14 protein-coding genes are annotated in these 21,666 nt (G+C 66.5%); 7 read left to right on the forward strand and 7 right to left on the reverse strand.

Annotated elements, in window-relative coordinates; translation table 11 throughout:
- Window positions 1–74: 74 nt before the first annotated feature.
- From ACLMAJ_RS26670 to ACLMAJ_RS26680, 3 genes are read right to left on the reverse strand one after another with little or no spacing between them, the layout of a single operon-like run.
- Entirely contained in the window at window positions 75–1,811 is a 1,737-nt protein-coding gene (locus ACLMAJ_RS26670; protein ID WP_412016569.1) for a fatty acyl-AMP ligase, read from the reverse strand.
- Entirely contained in the window at window positions 1,808–7,168 is a 5,361-nt protein-coding gene (locus ACLMAJ_RS26675) for an SDR family NAD(P)-dependent oxidoreductase (RefSeq protein ID WP_412016570.1), read from the reverse strand. Before ACLMAJ_RS26675 ends, ACLMAJ_RS26670 begins: the two co-directional genes overlap by 4 nt.
- Window positions 7,165–7,407 carry an acyl carrier protein gene (locus tag ACLMAJ_RS26680; RefSeq protein ID WP_412016571.1) on the reverse strand — a complete coding sequence of 81 codons (243 nt, stop codon included), beginning with the start codon at window positions 7,405–7,407 and terminating at the stop codon, window positions 7,165–7,167. Before ACLMAJ_RS26680 ends, ACLMAJ_RS26675 begins: the two co-directional genes overlap by 4 nt.
- A 131-nt stretch (window positions 7,408–7,538) precedes the next feature.
- Between ACLMAJ_RS26680 and ACLMAJ_RS26685 the strand changes: the two genes are divergently transcribed.
- Both ACLMAJ_RS26685 and ACLMAJ_RS26690 read left to right on the forward strand, forming a co-directional pair.
- Entirely contained in the window at window positions 7,539–8,489 is a 951-nt protein-coding gene (locus tag ACLMAJ_RS26685) for an MBL fold metallo-hydrolase (RefSeq protein WP_412016572.1), read from the forward strand.
- Between the two features lie 42 nt (window positions 8,490–8,531).
- A complete protein-coding gene (locus ACLMAJ_RS26690) occupies window positions 8,532–11,216 on the forward strand; it encodes a helix-turn-helix transcriptional regulator (RefSeq protein WP_412016573.1) in 2,685 nt (894 codons plus the stop codon).
- Window positions 11,217–11,292: 76 nt separating this feature from the next.
- Here ACLMAJ_RS26690 and ACLMAJ_RS26695 read toward each other — a convergent pair whose 3' ends face one another.
- A complete protein-coding gene (locus tag ACLMAJ_RS26695; protein WP_412016574.1) occupies window positions 11,293–12,270 on the reverse strand; it encodes an NAD(P)H-dependent flavin oxidoreductase in 978 nt (325 codons plus the stop codon).
- Window positions 12,271–12,616: 346 nt separating this feature from the next.
- On the opposite strand from ACLMAJ_RS26695, the gene fadD5 reads away from it, so the two are divergent.
- Together fadD5 and ACLMAJ_RS26705 are read left to right on the forward strand one after the other, a co-directional pair.
- Entirely contained in the window at window positions 12,617–14,188 is a 1,572-nt protein-coding gene (fadD5, locus tag ACLMAJ_RS26700) for a fatty-acid--CoA ligase FadD5 (RefSeq protein WP_412016575.1), read from the forward strand.
- Window positions 14,189–14,249: 61 nt separating this feature from the next.
- A complete protein-coding gene (locus tag ACLMAJ_RS26705) occupies window positions 14,250–14,855 on the forward strand; it encodes a cysteine hydrolase family protein (RefSeq protein WP_412016576.1) in 606 nt (201 codons plus the stop codon).
- A gap of 41 nt (window positions 14,856–14,896) precedes the next feature.
- Here the strand turns inward: ACLMAJ_RS26705 and ACLMAJ_RS26710 are convergent, their stop codons facing one another.
- Complete coding sequence (locus ACLMAJ_RS26710) at window positions 14,897–16,321, reverse strand: aminotransferase-like domain-containing protein (protein ID WP_412016577.1); 1,425 nt, start codon at window positions 16,319–16,321, stop codon at window positions 14,897–14,899.
- Between the two features lie 64 nt (window positions 16,322–16,385).
- On the opposite strand from ACLMAJ_RS26710, the gene ACLMAJ_RS26715 reads away from it, so the two are divergent.
- Window positions 16,386–16,724 carry a cupin domain-containing protein gene (locus ACLMAJ_RS26715; RefSeq protein WP_412016578.1) on the forward strand — a complete coding sequence of 113 codons (339 nt, stop codon included), beginning with the start codon at window positions 16,386–16,388 and terminating at the stop codon, window positions 16,722–16,724.
- Here ACLMAJ_RS26715 and ACLMAJ_RS26720 read toward each other — a convergent pair.
- Window positions 16,683–17,324, reverse strand: coding sequence for a TetR/AcrR family transcriptional regulator (locus ACLMAJ_RS26720; protein ID WP_412016579.1), 642 nt, complete (start codon window positions 17,322–17,324; stop codon window positions 16,683–16,685). The genes ACLMAJ_RS26715 and ACLMAJ_RS26720 overlap by 42 nt on opposite strands.
- Before the next feature lie 132 nt (window positions 17,325–17,456).
- Here ACLMAJ_RS26720 and ACLMAJ_RS26725 point away from each other — a divergent pair, with 132 nt between their 5' ends.
- Entirely contained in the window at window positions 17,457–18,167 is a 711-nt protein-coding gene (locus tag ACLMAJ_RS26725; RefSeq protein ID WP_412016580.1) for a class I SAM-dependent methyltransferase, read from the forward strand.
- Between the two features lie 9 nt (window positions 18,168–18,176).
- On the opposite strand, the gene ACLMAJ_RS26730 is transcribed toward ACLMAJ_RS26725, so the two are convergent.
- Window positions 18,177–20,549, reverse strand: coding sequence for a flippase-like domain-containing protein (locus ACLMAJ_RS26730; RefSeq protein WP_412016581.1), 2,373 nt, complete (start codon window positions 20,547–20,549; stop codon window positions 18,177–18,179).
- A gap of 211 nt (window positions 20,550–20,760) precedes the next feature.
- Here ACLMAJ_RS26730 and ACLMAJ_RS26735 point away from each other — a divergent pair, with 211 nt between their 5' ends.
- The gene (locus tag ACLMAJ_RS26735) at window positions 20,761–21,660 is read left to right on the forward strand and encodes a polysaccharide deacetylase family protein (RefSeq protein ID WP_412016582.1); all 900 of its coding nucleotides are present in this window, start codon (window positions 20,761–20,763) and stop codon (window positions 21,658–21,660) included.
- Window positions 21,661–21,666 lie beyond the last annotated feature (6 nt).

The raw sequence follows: 21,666 nt of genomic DNA on the forward strand, positions 1-21,666 counted from the left end.
CATCATCGCGGCCGTGGCATCCGATAATGGGGATTCGCGCGCATCCGTGTCGCCGTCTCGTGCTATTCGAAGCGCTACGTCCGGCCCGGTGGTGGGCGGGTGCCGACGACGGCCAGATGTGGCAGTCGTCCCGCGCCGTACAGTGCCCGGCATTCGCCGCGCCGCAGTTTGCCGCTGGAGGTCTTCGGGATCCGCCCTGGCTCGACCAGGACCACCGCATCCGCGCTCACCTGGTGGGCGGCGGCGATGGCGACTCGGATCCGCTGTGCGAGCGCGGTTAGTTCGTCGGCTTCGGTGGGGTCGGCTTTCGCTAGTTCGGCGACCACGACCAGGTTTTCGCGGTGGTCGTCGTCGTGTCCGAATACCGTCACGTGACCGGGACGGACCTCGGGCGCGCACGCGGTCACCGTCGTCTCGATATCGGACGGGTAGTGGTTGCGCCCATCGATGACGATGAGATCTTTGAGCCGCCCCGCGATATAGAGTTGCCCGTCGTACCAGAAGCCGAGGTCGCCGGTGCGCAACCAGGATGCGGTGCTGCCGGGCAGGCGGAGGCCGAAGCTCTCCGAGGTCGTATCGGGGTTGTTGTAGTAGCCCGCACAAACATTCGGGCCCGCGACCCAGATTTCACCGACGGTCGCCTCGGCGACCTCGATCCGCTCGACCGGATGCACCACCGCGACACGTTGGCGCGCCGCGGTCCCGCAGCCGACGAGTGGGACGCCATCGGGTGACGTGGCCGCATGGCCGTGTGCCAAGGCCGCACGATCGAATCGGAGTGCGACGGGCTCGTCCTCGGGTGCGCACACCGTCACTGAAAGTGTCGCCTCGGCCAGTCCGTACCCGGGGGTATGCGCCCGGTTGCGGAAGCCTTGGGCGGCATACGTTTCGGTGAAGTCTGCCAGCACATCGGCGCGGATCGGTTCGGCGCCGTTGAGCAGCGTCTCCAGTCCGGATAGGTCCAATCCGTCCCGCTCCTCGGGTGTGGTCGCCGAGACAGCGAGGGCAAGACCGAAGTTGGGCCCGCCCGTGGCGCCTGCCCGGTAGTCGCTACAGGCACGCAGCCAGCGGATGGGCCTTTTCACGAATTCCGCGGGCGCCACGGTCACCCCGTGCACCCCTGAGTACAACGGTAGGGACAGGGCGAAGACGAGGCCCATATCGTGGAAGAACGGCAGCCAGGTCACGATGGGGCTGTTTCGCGTCGCGGGCACCGAAGACCACAGCTGTCCCAGTGCCGCAGCCAAATTCGCATGGGTGACCGCGACTCCGGCAGGTGTCCTGGTGGAGCCGGAGGTGTATTGCAGGTAGGCGAGATCAGCGCGGAGTGTATCGATGACCGGATTCGGCACCGCCGCCGCGACGGTGACATCCGCCGGTAGTGCGAATACGCGGCCGAGTGCCGGGCCGAAGAGCTCTGAAGTCGTCCGGTCCGTTGCCGAGATCAGACTGAGCGATGGCCGGGCGTCGGCGAGCACGCCGTCTACGCGGTCGCGGTTGCGGATGCCCGTTGCTGGAAAGAGTGGGACGGCGACACGGTTGCTGTAGAGGCAACCCAGGAAAGCGATGACATAGTCGAGGCCGTGTGCGCACATGATCGCCACCCGGTCGCCCGTATCGGTCGAGATCCTCAGCTGCTGTGCGAGTGTTCCCGCGACCGAATGTAATCGGGCGTAGCTCAATGTGACCGGCACGCATTCGGCACCGCGATAACGCAATTCGGTATAGGCGTCGGCGTCGGGTTTGATGCGAGCCCACTCGGCGACCCGGACGGCCAGCTCGTTATGTGGCGGTCCGGTAGCCGGTGTCACGTGACCCCAGGAGGATTCGTCCCGGCGACCCGGTCCGCCAAGGCGGCGCCGAGTGCGGTGATGGTCGGGTGCTCGAAGAGTTCGGCAGTCGAGATTCGGATGCCGAGCCGGGTTTCCAGCCTGCGGCGCATTTCGATGCCGAGCAACGAGCTGAGGCCGAGTTCATTGAAATCGGCTGTGGGATGCATGTTTTCGGCAGGAAGATCGAGGGTGGCACCGAGCACCATACGGATGGCCGCGTTCAGCGACTCGGCCGGATTCTCTTCGACTCGAAGCGGATTCGAGCCAGCCGCGTCGATCGGCGTCGATTCGGCACTCGCTGCGGACTTTCCGGCGGCGGCGAGCAAATCTCTGAGCCGCACCGCGATCGGAGACGAATCGGAAGTCGGCGCGTAGTCGAGCGCGAGAAGGTAGTCGCCGTCGTAGTGCAGCACTTGCGCCAGCAGCTCGGTCCCCCGAGCTGCGGTGAACGCGGAGATTCCCGCGCGGCGCATGTGTGCGGCCCCACCGGCGGCTCGAGCGAGCCCGGATTCCCATACGCCCCAGCCGATACTCGACACCCGACGGCCCGGATGGGCGAGAGCGAGCGCGTCCATCGCGGCATTGGCACCGGCATAGGCGGCCTGCCCGGGTGCGCCGAGTGCGCCGGTGGCCGAGGAGAACAGCAGCACGAAATCGGTGGGATCCGCCGCGGTGAGTTCGATCAGATTGTTCGCGCCGCGATGCTTCGGCGCGAACATCCTGGCGAGCTGCCGACTGCTGACGGCGTCGAATGCCGCGTCCTCCAGGCTTCCCGCAGCGTGCACGATGCCGCGGATCGTCGAGCCGCATTCTCGAATATCGTTGAGCGCGTTGCCGAGATCGTTTCGATCGGCAACGTCGCACCGAACAACGACGATCCGGTCCTCCATACCCTCAAGCAGTGCGGGCACCGGTCGGGGAGCGCGGGTCAGCACCACCACATCGTGCGCCCCCGCGTCGAGCAGCCAGCGCACCGCGACGGCACCGAGCGCACCGAGTCCACCGGTGACAACGTAGGTGCCGTTGGTATCGATGGGCGCCGGAGACGTGGAACGCAGGCGCGCGGGGATGAACCGGCGAGTGGCCGTGCGGCCGAGTGAAATTCGCAGCTCAGAGGGCACAAGGGCGGCTTGTTCGGCGGATATGTCGACGATGATGCCGCGCAGTAGCGCGGTGCTCTCGGCGGAACCATCGCTCCACACCAGCCGTACGTCTCGTCCCGATTCGAGCTGAAGGGAGCGCACCAACCCGGCGATCGCCATCGGCACCGAGCTGTCGCCGCCGCCGGTCTCGGCCGATGCCGGGTTGAAAGCGGGCATGCTGTGGTCGGGGAGCACGACCGTCAATGAACCTGTGGCATCGACGGCTTGGACGCGCTGGATCACATCGAGGATGCGCCCGACGGTCGAGACGGTGCCGGTGCCGGTGAATCTCTTCAGCTGTTCGGCATCGGGCTCGGACGGCCAGACCAGCACTACCGCGGTGCGGGCCGCCATTGTCCGGCCCGCGAGCACCGCGGAGACGATCGGCCCCGCCGCGTCGGGCTCGCGCGCGACCCGCTCGGTGGGCAGCGTGCGGTCGAGTTCCCTGGTCAGCCGAACGGCCGACATTGATTCCCCGATCACGAGCGCCCGTTGCGCACGGCTGGATCCCGATGCCGTGCGGCCTGCCGACGTGTCGGTCGCCCATCCGAGTTGCACCGGATCCCAAGTCTCTCGACGGAAAGGGCCGGTGGCCGAATTGAATTCGATCCGCGACCGGTTTCCGTTCAGCGTCGCGAAGTGCACCGCGACACCAGAAAGGGCCAGTACGGGCACACCGTATTGGTCGGTGCCGACGATGTCACCGGTCAGGCCGGTATCCGTGCGTTCACGCACAATCGCGTGCGCCTCGAGCACCATCCGATCCGATTCCGTGGACAGCCACGCGGATTCGAGGCCGATCGGCAGGGGGACCGCATCGGAGGGAAGACCGTCGAAGCCGGCCGCGGCGAGCAGGTGCAGGCAGCCGTCGAGTGTCGCCGCGCGGTGCAGCGGCGCGGCATCGAAAGTGCCCAGTGCGCAACCATATCCGGCCTCGATGACACGCAGTGCGCGGAAGGCCGGTCCGTATTCGAGCTGTCGGCGGCGCAGGGCGTCGTAGAACACCTCAGGATCAATCGCGGACATACGATGGCGCGCAGCACGATTCGCGTCGACCACGCGCATCCACGCGACAATGTGCGCAGGCGTCGGGCTACCGGTGGGCCGAGCCGAAGCGAGTGTCCCAGCCCCTGTGGTCTCCGCTCGTACAGTTCCTGTTTCGGCGTCCTGCCGGTAGGTAACCGTTGGCAGCGCGGTCAGGTCGGTTTGTTCGTGCACCACGAAGTCGCCGAGCATCGTGGCCGTCGTTCCCCGCGCCGACGAGTGCGCCACCTTCAGCAATCGGCGCAGCCAGAACACCGCTGGCACTGTCGGCACGCCATGCACTACGTGGTCTTTGAGATCGTCGGCGGGGAAAACGGATTCGCCGATGCGAGCGTCCTCGTCGTTTCCGGTGTGCCGCGCGAGGGTGCTGGAATCGACGGGTGTGGCGACGGCGCCATCGGCCACGACCGGCGGGTGGCTATCGGGCGCGACGGGAATGCGGCGGTCGGGCGCGCTGATCAGCGGGAATCGCTGCTTGATCCAACGCCGAGGCGGCGGTGTCGAGGTGAATGGCCCGTGCGCGGACCAGTCGACTGATCGGCCCTCGATGTAGAGATGCCCGAGGCCGGCGATAAAGGTCGCTGCCTCGTCGTCGCGGCTTGCGACCGGGTAGGCCGAATCGCGGAAGTCGTCATACTCACGGACTGCGGGTATGAGCACGGAATGAGGTGCGATCTCCAGCACGGTGGAAAGTCCGTCGGTGGCGGCCCGCTCGAGAGCGGCGGCCAGTTCGACTGTCTTGGAAGCATTGTCGGCCCAGTAGTCGGCGTCCATCTCCGCCGCGGCAATCCTTTTGCCTCGGTGCGCGGTGGAATAGACGGGCGTGTGCGGCGCCAGGGGGTCGAGGTCGTGGAGCGCGTCGGTGAATTCCGGCAGCACCGCGGCAACCTGTGGGCTGTGCGCGGCGAAATCCACGGCGATCCGCTGCGCGAACAGTCCACGGCGCTTCGCCCTGCGCACAACGGTGTCCACGTACTTCGGTGCGCCGGAGACGACAACCGAACGCGGCCCGTTGATCGCCGCGATGCCCACCATCGCGCGCAGCGGTTCAACCAGACTCGCCGCTTCCTCCGGCGCCGCCTCCACCACCGCCATCGCCCCGTGGCCGTCGAGTTGCGCCAATATTCCGCTGCGTCGCACGATGACTCGCGCCGCATCCGACAACGACAACGCGCCGCTGACGGCCGCTGCGGCTACTTCGCCGAGGCTGTGGCCGAGGACCGCGTCCGGCGTGACACCCCACGATGCCAATAGTTTCGCCATCCCCACCTGGAAGGCGAACATCGCGGGCTGCACGAGTTCGGTGGCGGCACTGCCGTTGCTCGCGGTGGGGGAGCCGAGCGCGAACCCCTTGCGGGGAGTCCAGATCCGCGGCCCGCCCGCATCGGCAATCGCATCGGCCGCCGCCGTGACGGACGAGGCGAATACCGGATAGCGTGCCGCGAGCGCCCGCCCCATTTTCGTATGCTGGCCACCCTGTCCGGAGAACAGGAACAAGACACCACCCCGCCGCCGTACCGAACCGGGGCCGAGCACACCGGTGCCGTAGTCGCCGCGGGCCAGCGCCCGCAGGCGACGGACCGCCTCGCCGGTATCCGAGGCGACGACTGTGGCCCGAGTATTCTCCGGAATCAATCGCGCGGTGGCCGAACCGAATTGCCGCAATGAGCCGGAATTGTCACATGCCGCGTCAGCAGTGCGATGTGCTGCGTCAACAGTGCCATGTGCCGCGTCAGAGGTGCCATGTGCTGTGTCAGCAGTGTCGGGCTCAGCAGTGTCGGGATCGGGATCGAGCAGATCAGCCCAACGCTGCGCACGTGCGCGCAGGTCCGCGATATCGCGTCCGCTCACCGCTATCAGCACGGGTGGTTCGCCGCCGCGTCGCGAGTGCGCATCGGCAAGGCCGCGCAGTACTACGTGGGCATTGGTGCCGCCGAAACCGAACGAGCTCACCCCGGCACGGCGTTGCGCCACCGGGGTATCGCCCCACTCGATGGGTTCCGTCGCGACGCGCATTCCGCGCTCGGCGAGTTCGAGCAGCGGGTTTTCGGTGTGGAAGTTGATGGTCGGTGCGATCACGCCGTTGCGGATGGACAGTGCCGTTTTGATCAGGCCGGTCACGCCCGCGGCCGCCTCCAGATGGCCGATATTGGATTTGACCGATCCGATCCAGGTCGGTTCGCCGCGACCGCCGTGCAGTACCGCCGCGAGCGCACCGATCTCCACCGCATCACCCAATGGTGTACCGGTGCCGTGGCATTCGAGGTATCCGGCGGTACAGGGGTCGAGCCCGGCACCGGCCCACGCGGCGCGCACGGTGTCCTGCTGGGCGCGGCCGTTCGGCGCGTAGAGACCGTTGGCGCGTCCGCCCGAGCCGACCGCGGATCCGACGATCTCCGCGTACACCCGGTTGCCTTCGCGCAGCGCGTCGGCGGTGCGCTGCAAGATGATCACACCGCAGCCATCGCTGCGGGTGTAGCCGTCGGCCGCGGCGTCGAATGGTTTGCAGCGACCGTCGCGCGCGAGGAACCCGCCCTCGGCCAGGTAATCCGAGGTATGCGGTAGCAGCGTGAGGTTGACACCGCCCACGATGGCGAAGGGCACCGCTTCGTCGGCGAGCAAGCGCAGCGCGAGATCGACCGCGGCCAGCGAGGACGAGCAGGCGCTGTCCACCACCAGGCTCGGTCCGTGCAGGTCGAGCACGTAGGACAGCCGATTGGCGATAATGCTCAGCGCGGATCCGGTCACCGCGTAGGGCGCATCGTTCCCGCCGTGTCCGAGCACCGAGATGCCGTGGTCGTAGGCGCAGGCACCGAAGATCACCGCGGCCGCGGAACCCTTTGTGCGATAGCCGATTCCCGCGTCATCGATGGCCTCGACCGCGACTTCGATCGCAAGCCGCTGCTGTGGATCCATCAGCGCGGCCTCCCGGCCGGAGATGGCGAACCAATCGTTGTCGAAGGATTCGACATCGTCGAGATACCCGCCACGGCGCGCACCGAGCCGTCCGGCCGGTGGCTCGCCGGTGGCGTCGGTGCCATCGAGCAGCATTCGCCAGAAGTCGGCAACGCCCGCGGCACCGGGAACCCGGCAGCCGATCCCGACGATGGATACCGGCGCATGCGGCCGGTTCGGTGTGGTGGTTGTCATGGCACCGCGAGGTACTCGACCAGTTGCTCGATATCCGGGTGGTCGAACAGCGCGGTGAGTGAAACCTCCACGCCCATGGCATCTTCCAGGTGTGCCGTGAGCCTGGCGAGCTGAAGTGAGCTCAGTCCCATGTCGCTGAACGGGGTGCTGGTCGATACGGCCGCCGCATCGATTCCGAGCAGACTGGCGATCGCGGCGATGGCGGCGATGGTGAGCGCGGTCCGCGGACTGGACACCATACGTCTCGCCCCCCTTCGACCGGAAGTTGCCGCCCCAGAAATTATGCCGCAGAAATCTCCATGGGCAAGGTCGGGAATTGTCTGGCCTCCCGGTTCGTCCATCTTCCGGTGCTATCGCATACGGTGGCACGATGCCCGACAGCAGCGAGCGGACGCCGACCCTGCCCACTCTCCTGCGGTGTTGCGCCGCGGTCGCGGCCACGCCGGGCCGGTTGTTGCGGCCGCGTCGCCCCGATGCCGCATTGCTCGCGAGCCTGAACCCACAGCCTCTGCCGCCCGCGACGGCCACCGTTGGTCTCACGGTGCTGATGCAGGCCAGGATGTCGGTGCCGACGACCATCGTCGCCGAGGGGGTGCGCAGCTTGGGCGAGCTGCCGATGACGATGTCGGCCTACCTGATCGAGCATTCGAGCGCGCGGTTCCTTGTCGACCCTGCGCTGTGCTCCGGTGTGCACGATCGGGTGCTTCCCGAGCTGCCGTTCCCGATCCCGTTGCTGGTCGCGCCGGATAAACCTGTGCTCGGACTTTCCGATGCGCTTGCCGCGCGCGATATCGCCGTCTCCGCGATCGACTTCGTGATTCCGACCCACCTGCACTGGGACCATGTGTCGGGTCTGCTCGAGCTGCCCGACTCGGTCGTGGTCCGTCTCCCATCCGCCGAGCACGCCTGGGCCATGGGTGGTGAGCATGCCCCGATGGGCGTCGCTCGCGGCCCGCTGCGTGCTCGCACCTTCGATACCTTCGAGCTCGACGGGCCACCGGTCTTGACCTTCCCGCGCAGCAAAGACCTGTTCGGTGACGGCTCGGTGCTGCTGGTCGATCTGGCAGGGCACACGCCGGGCAGTATCGGCGTATTGCTCGCGGTCGACGATGGCAGTCGAGTGCTGCTGGCCGGTGACGCGGTGTGGAACAAGCTCCAGGTCGAGCTCATCAGGGAAAAAGCGCCGATGCCCGGTCAGCTGTTCGACGCCGACCGGGACGCGGCATTCGCGACCATCCACCGGTTGCACGCGGTGCCCGACGGAATCGACATCATCGCGGCCCACGACTACACCGCCGTCGCGGCGTTAGCTGCCCGATAACCGCGTTTGCTGATTCCGCGCCGGCCGCTTAGGTTGTCGTACATGCTCTACGGTCGCGCTGCGGAAATACAGCAGATCGGGAGCTTGCTGGAGCGGGCACGCCGTTCCCGAAGTGGTGCGCTTGCCGTTATTGCCGAGGCGGGCGAGGGCAAGTCCGCGTTGCTGCGCCATGCCGAGGAACTGGTTGGGGACCGCTGGCGGGTGTTGCGCTGCACCGGTATCGAAAGCGAATCCGAGCTTCCCTTCGCGGGTCTGCACCTGTTGCTCAACCCGACTTTGGATCGACTCGACGCCGTGCCTGCCCCACAACGCGACGCCCTACGGGGTGCGCTCGGATTGTGCCCGGCCGAGCAGGCCGACCGGTTCCTCGTCGGGGTCGCCACGCTGTCGCTGCTGGCCGAATTGTCCGCCGAGGGTCCGGTGCTGTGCCTGATCGACGATGCGCAGTGGCTTGATCGACCGTCCGCCGACGCACTGCTGTTCGCGGCCCGCCGGCTCGGTGCCGAAGGCATCGTGATGTTGTTCGCCGGTCGCAGCGAATTCACCGCACCCGGTCTGCCGGAACTGCGCCTCGCGTCGTTGGACGGAACCGATGCCGAAGCCATGCTCGCGGATTTCTGGCCGAACCTGAAGCTGGCCGTGCGTCGCCGGATACTCGCCGAAGCGTCGGGAAATCCATTGGCGCTGCTCGAATTGCCGCACATGGATCTCGATTCGCCGCAGCTGGGACCGCTGCCGCTGCCATCCCGCCTGGAGACCGGCTACGCGCGCTACATCGCGGACCAGTCCGAATCTGCCCGCGCCGCGATGTTGGTCGTCGCCGCCGAGGAGACCGGTGACCTCGGACTTGTGCTGCGGGTGCTGACCGAAATGGGGCTCACCGCCGACGCGCTCGCCGAGGCGGAGCGCTCCGGGATGGTGAACATCACCGGACCGTCAGTGACGTTTCGGCACCCGTTGAAGCGTGCCGCGTCCTATCACAGTGCACCTTTCACCCAGCGGATCGCGGTGCACGCCGCCATCGCCTCGGCACTGGCCGATGATCCGGACCGTAGCGCCTGGCACCGAGCCGCGGCTGCGACGGGGCCGGATGAAATCGTCGCTGCGGCTTTGGAAGTCGCGGCGGATCGGGCCCGCGACCGAACCGGTCATGCCTCCGCGGCCGCGGCGCTCGAGCGTGCGGCGGCGCTCACTCCCGACCCCGCGATGCGCGCTCGGCGGCTGCTCTCGGCGGTCGAAACCGCCATGGAAGCAGGCAGGACCGATCGCGCCCTTCGTCTTGCGGAGCAGGCCGAGCTATTGCACCTCGAGCCGAGCCAGCGTGGCCGGATCGGTGGGGTGCGTGGGCTGATCGAGTTCGAGCACGGCTCATTGCGCAGGTCACACAAGCTGTTCATGGAGGCCGCCGAGCACCTCGCGCAGGTCGAACCCGAGCGTGCCGCTTGGACATTGATCGAAGCGGGGCGCGCCGCGTGGACCGCGGGTGACCTCGACGGGGTCTATCGGGCGCGTAACCGGATGGCAGAGCTGCCACTCGGCGAGCAGGGCGCGCTACTGGTCTCCTCGGTGGACGGTCCGCTCTCGCTGCATTCCGGGAGCCGGGCGAGCGGGATAGCTCAGATCCGCCAGAGTGTGGCCTTCAGCCGCATGATCCCGCTCGAAATGATCTCGATCCGGCTGGCTTACGCGTTGCAGGCCGCGCTGATCGGCGATATGCAGGACGCGCGAGAGTTGTTGTCGGAGCTGGCCGCATTGCTGCGTGAGCGGGGCATGGTCGGCTGGCTGCCTGCCGTCGGCTGCACGCTCGCGACCACGGAAATGATCCTCGGCCATTTCCGAGAGGCCGAGTTGAATTCGACGCAGTACGGGCGGATCGCCGCCGATATCGGCCAGCCGAACCGGGTGGTCCACGCCGAAGGAAATCTGGCGATCATCGCGGCCGTCCGCGGCGACGAGCGGCGCTGCCGCGAGCTGGTCGAACGCAATTTGCGTGACGCGTCCGGCGACTACAGCGCCATCGACGCCACGCACTTCGAATGGGCGCTCGCATTGCTCGACCTGGGTTCCGGTCGCTACGAGCTCGCGTTCGATCGGTTGCAGGCGCAGCACAACTCGCCGAAGCGGGCCCGCGGCCAATGGATCGAACTGCTGTCGGACCTGGTGGAAGCCGCGGTGCGGATGCGAAGCCCGGAGCGGGCGATCGAGGCGTTGGCCGATATCGAGGATTGGTCGAGCGCCATCGACTCGCCGTGGGCGCAAGCGTTGACGCTGCGCTGCCAGGGGTTGCTGAGCGGGGAGGGAGAGCTGTTCGCCAGTGCGATGAAATTGCATGCCGACGTGGAGCGTTGGTACGACTACGCACGCACGGCGCTGCACTACGGCGAGTGGTTGCGCCGCGAGCGTCGCGCCAATGAGGCCCGTACTCACCTGCGTAAAGCGTTGGAGATCTTCGATCGCCTCGGCGCGGCGCCATGGGCCGACCGTGCACGCACCGAACTGCGCGCGGCGGGGGAGGGGGCGGTACCGGAGCCGGAAACCGATTTGGCCGCGGTGCTCACGCCGCAGGAATTCCAGGTGGTCCGACTGGCTTCCGGCGGAGCGACGAACAAAGAGATCGCCGCCCAGCTGTTCCTGAGCCCGAAAACCGTTGGCCACCATCTGTATCGAGCGTTTCCCAAGCTGGGCGTTGCCAGTCGCGTCGAACTGGCACGCCTCAACCTGCACTGATCTCCCACCGCGGTACAGCTGCCGGTGCGGCCCGCGTTTCTCCGAAAGCGGACGAGGCGAAGGGTTTCGCGTCCGGTCAGCCGACGACGACCGCTCCGGCCAGCCGGGCGGTGATGAGTTCTTCGGCCTCGGCGACCATGCGGGAGATGAGTTCCGCGCAGGTGGGGATGTCGTGGATCAGGCCCTGGCACAGTCCCGCGGACCAGATTCCCGCGTCGAGGTCGCCCTCTTCGAAGACGCGGCGGCCCCTGGCACCGGAGACGAGATCGCGGACATCATCGAAAGTGCCGCCGGACTTTTCGATTTCGACCACCTTGCGGCTGATCTCGTTGTCGGCGACTCTCGCGGTGTTGTGCATGGTGCGGAAGATGAGCTGGGTATCGCGCTCGGAGTTGGCGACGATCTGCTCCTTGACCTGCTGCGCGATCGAGGATTCCTGAGTGCACAGGAAACGGGTGCCCATGTTGACGCCGTCCGCGCCGAGCGCGAGGGCGGCGACCAGGCCACGCGCGTCGGCGATGCCGCCGGAGGCGACCATCGGAATGCGCAGTTCGCGGGCGGCGGCGGGGATCAATACCAGGCCGGGGATGTCGTCCTCACCGGGATGGCCCGCGCACTCGAAGCCGTCGATACTGACGCCGTCGACACCGATGCGCTCGGCCTTGAGCGCGTGCCGCACGCTGGTGCACTTGTGCAGCACCTTGATGCCCGCGTCCTTGTAGTACGGCAGGAACGGCTCCGGGTTGCTTCCCGCGGTCTCGACGATCTTGACGCCGCTGTCGATGATGGCCTGCACGTATTCGGCGTACGGCGGCGGGTTGATCGAAGGCAGGATCGTGACGTTCACACCGAACGGCTTGTCGGTGAGTTCCCTGGTGCGCGCGATCTCGCGGCGCAGGTCCTCGGGCGTCGGCTGGGTCAGCGCGGTGATGAAGCCGAGTCCGCCCGCGTCGGCGACGGCCGCGACGAGCTCGGCCCTGCCGACCCACATCATGCCGCCCTGCACGATCGGGTGCTCGACGCCGAAGGTCTCGGTGAACCTGGTACGCAGCATTTGCGTTTCTCCTATGCCTCGCGCGGGCAGCCGGACACCATCCGCCCTTCGGCAATGATGGTGACACGGGAATCGCCTCGCCTTCAACTCCTAAGTGAGCCGAGATTCGCACTCGAACTTCCGGTTCATGCAAGCGATACCCGAGCTTATAGCGGGCTTCATTCGGTAAAAGTGCACTTAGAGGGCGTCTCGACGGATCGAGGACCATATCCGGATCATTAACGATGATTCATATCTTGATCTCTTGATCAGCAAGTAAGTTAGTTGTTATTCTGGTCTCAGTTCAGCCCGTCAGCGCTGCCGGATATCCCGGTGGACACCTGACGGTCCGAGAGGAGTTCGTGGCATGACCACCGGTGTACAGCCGCTCGACGAGCCGACCAGGTCCCGGCGTAACCACTGGAACAACCAGATCGCATCGCACGCGCAGATGCGCCCCGACGCGGTCGCGATTCGGTTCTGTGGGGTGGACACCACGTGGCAACAGCTCAACGAGCGTTCGCTGAAGTTCGCCGACGCGCTCGCCCGCCGCGGCGTCGGCCTCGGTGATCGGGTGCTCATCCTCGCGCTGAACTATCCCGAATACCTCGAGGCGGTCTTCGGAATCACCGCCGTCGGCGCGATCGCGGTGCCGGTGAACTTCCGTCTCACTCCGCCCGAGGTCGCCTACATCGTCTCCGACAGCGGCGCGAAGGCCATCGTCACCGACGCCATGCTGCAACCGCTCGCCACCGCCGTGCAGAGCCGGACGCCCGCACTGGAGACCTGCGTCGTGATCGGCGGCAAGACCGCCGACGGCGTGTTCGGCTACGACGATGTGCTTGCCGAGGGCGGCCAGGCGCACACGCCGCTCGACATCCCCGAGGACACTCCGGCGCTGATCATGTACACCTCGGGCACCACCGGCAGCCCCAAGGGCGCGGTGCTCTCGCACTCGAACATGAATGCCCAGTCGCTGACCTGTATCCGAGCCTTGAACCTCGGTCCCGATTCCATCAGTTTCTGTACCTCGCCGCTGTTCCACATCGCCGGAATCGGCAGTCTCGCACCGGCTTTCCAGCTCGGTAGCAAGACCGTCCTGCACCCGCTGGGCGCGTTCGACGCGACCGACTTCCTCGACGCGGTAGAGCGCGAGCAGGCCACCTCGGCCTTCTGTGTCCCCGCGCAATGGCAGATGATCTGCGACGAACCGACGGTCAAGGACCGTAAGCTGGCGCTGAAGATGCTCAGTTGGGGTGCCGCTCCCGCCTCCGACACCGTGCTGCGGGCAATGGCCGATTGTTTCCCGAACGCCGCCAATGTCGCGGTGTTCGGCCAGACCGAAATGTCGCCCATCACTTGTGTTCTCGATGGCGAGGACGCGATTCGCAAACTCGGTTCGGTCGGTAAGCCCATCCCGACCATCCAGGCCCGCATCGTCGACGACGAGATGAACGATGTCGTCCCCGGCGAGATCGGCGAAATCGTCTATCGCGGGCCGACTCTCATGGCGGGCTACTGGAACAAGCCGGAGGCGACCGCGGACGCGTTCGCCGGCGGTTGGTTCCACTCCGGTGACCTGGTCCGCGCCGACGAGGAGGGTTTCCTCTACGTGGTCGACCGCAAGAAGGACATGATCATCTCCGGCGGCGAGAATATCTACTGCGCCGAGGTGGAGAACGTGCTCTTCGCGCACCCGAAGATTCGTGAGGCCGCCGTGGTCGGGCGGGCGCACGAGAAGTGGGGCGAGGTCCCGGTCGCCGTCGTCGCACTCGTCGATGCGGACGCGGAGCTCACACTCGCCGATTTGGCGCCCTTCCTGAACGAGAACCTGGCGCGCTACAAGCATCCGAAAGACCTGGTCGTGGTCGCCGAATTGCCGCGCAACGCCAGCGGAAAGGTCGTGAAAGTGCAACTGCGCAAGGACTATTCGTCCTGACTCGGCGAGATGTTTCACGTGGATCGTAGACATATGCCGCACGGATGCGTAAGGATCGGCCATGGCTATTCCCCGCATCCGCGCGGCTGTTCTCGCACTGCACTGGCAAGTGAATGTGATTCGGCCCGAAGGATTTTTCGGACCGATGCTGGCCGGTCCTGTCGCCGCCAGCGGCGTCGTACCGCGTGCCGCGACCTTCCATGATGCTGCCGCCGCGCGCGGCGTGCCGGTGATCTTCACCCGGTTCACGATTCCGGTAGGGGAGGGTGAGTTGGTTCGCAATACCGGTTTCATGCGCTCGGTCGGCGCGGCCCAGACCGATTTCCGCCCGGATTCCCCTGCCAACCAGCTTATTCCGGAAATGATCGACCAGCCGACCATGGTCTTCGACAACCAGAAACTCTCCGGCCTCGCGGGCAGCAAGCTCGCCGACTGGCTGTCCGACCGAGGCATCGACACTCTGTTCCTCACCGGTGTCGCCACCAACCTGACGGTCGAGCAAACCGCTCGCCACGGTACCGATCTCGGCTTCGTGGTCCATCCGATCACCGACTGCGTCGCCGCTGCGACTGCCGAGGCCGCCGCCTCTTCACTGGCCGACCTCGAATTGACCACGGCTGGTTGCCTCGCGGCCGATCAGGCGCTGGCGATGATCGATCGTCGCTGACCGTTGCGCGCGAACTGACGTCGATCGGGCCGCCGAGGGCGCTATATCGCGAGAGCAGGTGGTGCGGTGGTCGGCCGCGCGGGCGGCCGGTAGGTGCGCCATGCCTCGGCAAGGCGCTCGACCGCCACGCTGAGCGTCTCCAGTGGATGCAGGAAGTGGATACGCAGGTAGCTCTCGGAGCCACCCGTCGGATCCAAGCCGCTTCCGGCGAGAATCGAAACACGGTGGCGCAGCGCGGCTTGCGCGAACGATGCGCCGTCTCCGTGTGGCAGGCGAACCCAGAGGGTCTGGCCGCCCTCGACCGCGGGCGTCTCCCAATCGGGCAGGCGGCGAGCCAGTTCCGCGCGCAGATGATCGTGGCGCCTCGCGCGCTCGGGTGCCTGCCCGCGCAGCAGGCCGTCGAGACGGGAAAGCAGCTCGGCGGCCGCGAGCTGGGCGGGCAGGTTGCCGCCGAGGTCGTGCACCGCCCGGAGCCTGGCCAGCTTGGTGACGACGGGCGCGGGCGCGCGTATCCAACCCACCCGCAGTCCGCCCCAGACACTCTTGCTCAATGAACCGATCGTGATCACGGTGTCCGCGAAAGTGGCCAGCGGCGGCGGTGTCTCGTGACCAGGAAAACCCAGTTCCGCGAGAACCTCGTCATCGATCAACGGAACCCCTTCGATGGCCGCGGTTTCCGCCAGTCGCCGCCGGGCGAGCGTGGACAGTACCGAACCCGTCGGGTTCTGGAAGGTGGGGATCACATACGCGAGGGCGGGACGTTGGTCGCGTACTGCCGCCGCGAAACCCTCCAGTCCGGGCGGCAGTCCGGCAAGGACCGCCGCTTCCTCCCGGAAGGCCTCCAACGCGCCCGGGTAGGTCGGCGCCTCCACAAGTACTCGGTCGCCCGCACGGAGATAGGCCCTGGCGAGCAGCGAAAGCGCCTGTTGGCCACCGGTGGTAACCAGGATTTGCGCGGGGTCTGTCGGCACTGCGCGACCCCGGTAGTACTCGGCGACAGCGCTACGCAGGACGGGATGACCGGAGGGGTAGTAGCCGATGTCGTCGGTGGTCGCGGCCAGTGCGGGCAGTATCGCCGCATAGGACTCGGTCAGTTCCGACGGCGGCCGGTCCGGTGCGGCACAGGCAAGTGAGATCACGTCGGATCGCGGTTCGAGCAGGTCGAGAAACATCGGCTCGCTGGTAGTTCCCGGCCGGTCGGCGCGCGGGGTTCCCGCGACCCGGGTTCCGCTACCCTGTCGCCGCACGATTCGACCTTCGTCGTGCAGCAGATCGTAGGCCGAGACCACGGTGCTACGCCCGACCGCCAAGGCGGTGGCGAGGGCGCGATCCGGCGGCAGCGTTGCCCCGGGGGATAGGTCGCCGTCGTCGATCAGCCGCCGCAGCCCGGCGGCGAGCAGGGCATACAACGGCCCGCGGCCAGCCGACCAGCGGCCGAGCCGCTCCGTCACATTGATTGGATCCATAAGCAAACCAATTATGCCCGATTGGCGCTGGATCGCCGGTGCGCGCGGCCCGACGATGGTTCCCATGACAGCAGCAAGCACCACCGGACCCGTTTCGATCGCAGCGGCCATCGCGGGCCTGCCGGGTCCGTTCCAACAGCGTGAGTTGGCCCTCGTCAACGACACCGTTGTCCGCGTCGCTCAGTTGGCGGGGGAGTTTCCCTGGCACCACCACGACGAGGACGAACTCTTCCTGTGCTGGGACGGGTCCTTCCGTATCGAGTTGGCGGACCGGAATGCCGTCACGCTGCACGCCGGGGAGATGTTCGTGGTGCCGAAGGGTATTCGGCATCGCCCGGTCGCCGAGGGGATCGCGCACACACTATTGATCGAGCGACCCGAGACTGCGCAGTACGGGAACTGAGGCCAACGCGGTGACCTTCGAGTCGTCCGCGGGTGCAACCACACGCACTCGTCCGACGAGGCCGGGACCGATCAGTTGCTCGAAACGTTGGTAGGCCTCGGTCGCCGAGAGCGGTGTCTCGGTATCGGCGATCGCACCGAGCAGGCCGGTCACGCCCCATGACATGAATGTCACGGTGGTGGTGAGTTCTTTCTCGTCCATGTCGAGTCGTTTGGACAGTTGCTCGGTGAGAATCGCCGCGACCATGCGCCTGGTCGCGTGCAGCAGCACCGCGCTGCTGTTTCGTCCGAGCATCGCCTCGTACACCTCGGGATTCTCGGCGGCGAGACGGAAGAGCGTGAAGACCGGCGCCAGTGGTGCGGTATCGCGTCCGGTGCGGCACGCGGCCACCGCGGCACGCAAGTATTCGGTGCTGCTCACCAGCAGCAGGTCATCCTTGTCGCGGAAGTGCGCGTAGAAGGTCGATCGCCCTACGTCGGCGCGCTGCAAGATATCCCGCACGGTGATCCGGTCGTAGCCGTGTTCCAGCATCAGCTCGATCAGTGCGCGATGTAGCTGGCTCTTGGTACGCCTGACCCGCCGGTCGGTGCTGTCGTTCATAGCTTCGTTCCGTGCATAGGGCCTCCTGAACGCCTTGGCCTTCCGAACAGAAGGCTGGAATCCGTCCCGAACGGAACCGATTCCGCCATATTGCCTCTGGTCGATCCGGCTGTTCCTTCAGATCATGAACACATGACCCGAAACGAACAACAGTCTGCCATTACCCATTCTGACGATGCCAACGAAGTCGGCGTCCTGCTGACCAGGCCGCGCGGCTACCGCGCCTTCAAGACCGTCTTCATGCTCGGAAGAACTCGGACGCTCAACGCCGGGCTCGTCGCGTTGAGTGGTGCTTTTCCCGGTGCGTACGCGATCGATATCGGAAGCGGGCCAGGCGATCTCGCTCGCGCGCTGGTGGCGCGGGTCGGTGCGAGCGGACGCGTGATCGGCGTCGACCCGTCGCCGAAGATGGTCGCCTACGCGGCCGACCGCGCCCGCGGACTGCCGAACTGCCGGTTCGAACTCGGTCCCGCCCAGTCGCTGACACTGGCCGATGCCTCGGTCGACATAGTGACTTGCACCTTCGTCATGCACCACATCCCGGAGGCGCAACGTGGCACAGCGCTCGCGCACATGTTCCGCGTGCTGCGGCCGGGCGGCAGGCTGCTGCTCGCCGATACCCACCCGACCGGCCGCGTGCTGCCCGCCGTGATCAAGGGCATGTCTCGGTTTGCCGGGCACCGCACCCACGATGTCGCCGCGGTCGGTCGGCACGCGGATCCGCTGGCGGCCATCGATATTCGGCGCTATCGAGAAGCCCTGTTGGAGGCAGGCTTCCGGACTGTGGACTTCGCCGAGGTCAAGCCGTCGACCGGTGCACTGCTCGCTGTCAAAGAAGGGTGAACGCGGGCGCTAGATCATGTTCTTCTTGGCCAGCCAGCGCATGGTCGGCCAGCCGCAGAACACCGGCAGCCAGCAGGTGAGCACGCGGTAGAGCAGCACGGAGGGGACGGCGATGCTCGCGGGCAGGCCGAACGCGCCGAGTCCACCGATCAGCGCGGCCTCGACGGCGCCGACGCCGCCGGGTGTCGGCGCCGCCGAGGCCAGCGTGCCGCCGATCATCGTGACGATGGTGACGGTGATGAAGGTGGTGCCGGAGCCGAAGGCTTCGACGCTGGCCCACAGCGCTCCGGCCTGGCCCAACGTGATCGCGGCGCAGCCGAGGATGATGATCAGGAACCGCTTCGGATCGCGGGCCAGTTGCGCGAGTTCACCGAGCACCTCCTGCAATTGCGGTCGGACCGAATTGTTCAGCCAATGCCGCAGTTTCGGTACGAACATGAAGGTTCCGATGATGCCGACGCCGACACCGGCGGCCAGATAGAGCACGGTGGCGTCGGGCACGAAATGCGATAGATCCGCCGAGGTGCCCGCCGCGATACTGAATACGACCAGCAGGCTCAGGTGCGTGATGATCTGTACGGCCTGCTGCAATGCCACCGCCGCGGTGGCACGCACAGCGCCGAGCCCGCCCTTCTGCAGGAATCGCACGCTGAGCGCAAGGCCGCCGACCCTGGCGGGCGTTGTTGTCGCCGCGAAGGTGTTCGCCACCTGCATGATGACCAAATTGCGGTAGCTGACCAGCCCCGAGGCGCAGGCCCACAGTGCCGCCGCCGCACCGAGGTACGTCAGCCCCGACACCGCGAGTCCGAGCAGCGCCCACCACCAGTTGGCCGTCTTCAGCTGAGTGAAGAAGGTCGGCACGGCGCTGATGAAGGGGTAAGCGACGTAGACGAGTGCGAGCAGCAGCACCAACTGGATGATCTGGTTGCGGGAGAACCGGGTAATCTGCTCGGCCTGAATCTTCTCGTGGCCGGTCTGTGCGCGTACCTCGTCGCGCGCCGAGGACAGCACATCGCTCCAGTCCGGGATGGCCTTGCGTATCCCGGAAGGCATGGCGGACTTGGTCAATCGGCTTGCCGCGGTCAGCACCGTTTGCTCGCCGAGGGTGTTGATGGCGGCACGTACCGCGGGTTCCTTGCCGAAGATCGCGGTCGTCGACACCAGCAGCTGTGCGACATCCGACTGTAGCTGCGCCGGGGAAGCCCCGTATTCGGCGACGGCGAAACCGCTGAACAGTGTGGTGCCGTCGTTGATTCGGATCTCGCTCGGCCGGAGATCGCCATGCGAGACCTGGGCGCGATGCAGCGTGTCGAGCGACTTCCACACCCCGGTCAGCACATCGCCCGGCAATTCGGCGATCGGTGTTCCGCGCGGGACCGTGTGCGCGTACAGCGTCCAGCCACGGTCGAGCGCCGTGACGGCGACCGTGGTTTGCGCGGCAAGTCCCAGCTCACCGACGGCGATCGCCATCAGCGCGCGATGCTCGACCGCGCGGTGCATGGATCCGTGCAGCGCCGCGGTTTCGCTGGCGCGGAAGGTGATCCAGCGCCACAACTGGCGTAGCGCACCGAAGCTGCGCTGATTCTTGCCGAACATCTCGACCATCAACTCGCGCTCGGGACCGTCGACGGCGGCGGCGAGCACCAGCGGACCACGGCCCGCCGGATGCACAACGGTGAACGCGGTGACCGTATGCCCGCGCTTGGCGAGCAGCCGGACCGCGGCGTCGAGCGGAACTTCCAGCGCGGGCGTGCCGACCACGAGCACGATCACGGCGCCGACCAGCCAGCCGACCGCGAGACCGAACATCGCCCTTGCGGGAACCACCGCGCTGACGACCAGATGGATCGGCGCGAATGCCAGCAGCAGGAACCACAACCAGCGCCGCGGCCGGGTCGGCAGCCACGGGCTCGACACGGTCAGTACCGCGGCAAGCATCGCGATCCAGCGTGGATCGTCGAGGAACTGGGATAGGAAGGTATCGAGTCGGTCCGGCACCTGTAGATGCCATTGCGGCGTGGACAGGCCGGTACCGGTGATCGAGAGCAGCAGTCCGGCTACCAGGCCCGAGACGGCATAGCCCGCGAGCAGCTTCCACTGTCTGCCGATGATCAATTCGATGAGGATCGCGAACGGCAGCGCGAGAATCGCCATGCCGTAGACCAGGTACACCAGATTCGACTGGTCGGGGTTGAGGAACCCGACGATGTTCGACACCGACCGTTCCAACGCCAGCCATTCCGGCCGGGTGATCACCGAAGCCGCGACGACGACACCGACCCACAGCGCGGCGAGAACGACACGGATGATGTCACTGGTCCGCCGGATCAGCGGTTGCAGCAAGCTGCCCGTGACCGGGATCTCCCGCCCGTCGACTCGCATGTTGCCGCCCGTCCGCCTCTCCGCGTCTTTGCCGGTCGTAGGTGGTTCAAACGTACCGTTGCTGGCCGGTGGTTCACGGCATGGTCGAGCTTTGGGTGTACCGATGCGTTGCTCTTTCCGCGGTTGTCCATGGCCGCCATCGCATCGTGTGGCCGAGCTCACTGGATTTCGAGTTGAGCTTCACATAGGTGTGAAGCTCGAGCATGGAGACATGGACAACGACCTTTTCGACTACAGCCCGATCGTCGACCGCGCGCCGATTCACTGGCCAGGGGATGCCCGTGTCGCCTTCTATGTCGGCCTCAACGTCGAGCACTACCAAGTCGATCGGCCCTCGACCAGTATCTTCGCCGGAACTGCCGGGCTGACACCCGATCCGCTGAACTACGGCTGGCGTGACTACGGTCCGCGTGTCGGGTTCTGGCGTGTGCTCGAGACTCTCGATCGCCACCACATTCGCGCCAGCGTGCTGCTCAATTCCGATGTCGCCGAACATAATCCGCAGATCATCGAGGCGGGTCGGGCCAGGGACTGGGCCTGGCTCGCGCACGGTAAGAACAACTCGATCTTCCAGGCCGATATGTCGCTCGACGAGGAGCGCGCGTACCTGACCGACATTGTGCGGACCATCGAAAAGGCAACGGGCCGTAGGCCGAAGGGCTGGATGGGGCCCGCGCTCACCCAGACCTTCCATACTCCGCAGCTGCTCACAGAACTCGGTCTCAGCTACGCGCTGGACTGGACCAATGACGACCAGCCGTATCGAACGAATGTCCCCGGCCTGTTGAATGTGCCGTATTCGGTGGAGCTCAACGACATCGGCCTGTTCGTCGGCAAGAGCTTGACCGGGCCCGACTTCGTGCAGATTGTCAAGGATCAGCTCGACCAGCTCTACGCCGACTCCGCGAGCAGCGGCCGGGTGATGGCGTTGGCGTTGCACCCGTTCGTCATCGGGCAGGCGTTCCGCAGCAAGTATCTGGACCAGGCGCTGGAGTACGTGGCGAACCATCCCGGGGTGTGGCTGAGCACCAGTGACGAGATCGCCGAGCACTACTCGAGCGTGTCAGTGCTTGCCGAATCCGCCGGTTCCGAAGACGATCAGGTCGGATAACCGGCA

The sequence above is a fragment of the Nocardia arseniciresistens genome (assembly GCF_046764875.1).
Taxonomy (GTDB): Bacteria; Actinomycetota; Actinomycetes; order Mycobacteriales; family Mycobacteriaceae; genus Nocardia; species Nocardia arseniciresistens.

Bases quoted from the DNA above. Each gene is read 5' to 3' on its own strand.
- ACLMAJ_RS26710 (WP_412016577.1), bottom strand. From the start codon at position 16,321: ATGGATCCAATCAATGTGACGGAGCGGCTCGGCCGCTGGTCGGCTGGC.
- ACLMAJ_RS26715 (WP_412016578.1), top strand. From the start codon at position 16,386: ATGACAGCAGCAAGCACCACCGGACCCGTTTCGATCGCAGCGGCCATC.
- ACLMAJ_RS26690 (WP_412016573.1), top strand. From the start codon at position 8,532: ATGCTCTACGGTCGCGCTGCGGAAATACAGCAGATCGGGAGCTTGCTG.
- ACLMAJ_RS26680 (WP_412016571.1), bottom strand. From the start codon at position 7,407: ATGGTGTCCAGTCCGCGGACCGCGCTCACCATCGCCGCCATCGCCGCG.
- ACLMAJ_RS26730 (WP_412016581.1), bottom strand. From the start codon at position 20,549: ATGCGAGTCGACGGGCGGGAGATCCCGGTCACGGGCAGCTTGCTGCAA.
- ACLMAJ_RS26720 (WP_412016579.1), bottom strand. From the start codon at position 17,324: ATGAACGACAGCACCGACCGGCGGGTCAGGCGTACCAAGAGCCAGCTA.
- ACLMAJ_RS26725 (WP_412016580.1), top strand. From the start codon at position 17,457: ATGACCCGAAACGAACAACAGTCTGCCATTACCCATTCTGACGATGCC.
- ACLMAJ_RS26705 (WP_412016576.1), top strand. From the start codon at position 14,250: ATGGCTATTCCCCGCATCCGCGCGGCTGTTCTCGCACTGCACTGGCAA.
- ACLMAJ_RS26735 (WP_412016582.1), top strand. From the start codon at position 20,761: ATGGACAACGACCTTTTCGACTACAGCCCGATCGTCGACCGCGCGCCG.
- ACLMAJ_RS26675 (WP_412016570.1), bottom strand. From the start codon at position 7,168: ATGACAACCACCACACCGAACCGGCCGCATGCGCCGGTATCCATCGTC.
- fadD5 (WP_412016575.1), top strand. From the start codon at position 12,617: ATGACCACCGGTGTACAGCCGCTCGACGAGCCGACCAGGTCCCGGCGT.
- ACLMAJ_RS26685 (WP_412016572.1), top strand. From the start codon at position 7,539: ATGCCCGACAGCAGCGAGCGGACGCCGACCCTGCCCACTCTCCTGCGG.
- ACLMAJ_RS26695 (WP_412016574.1), bottom strand. From the start codon at position 12,270: ATGCTGCGTACCAGGTTCACCGAGACCTTCGGCGTCGAGCACCCGATC.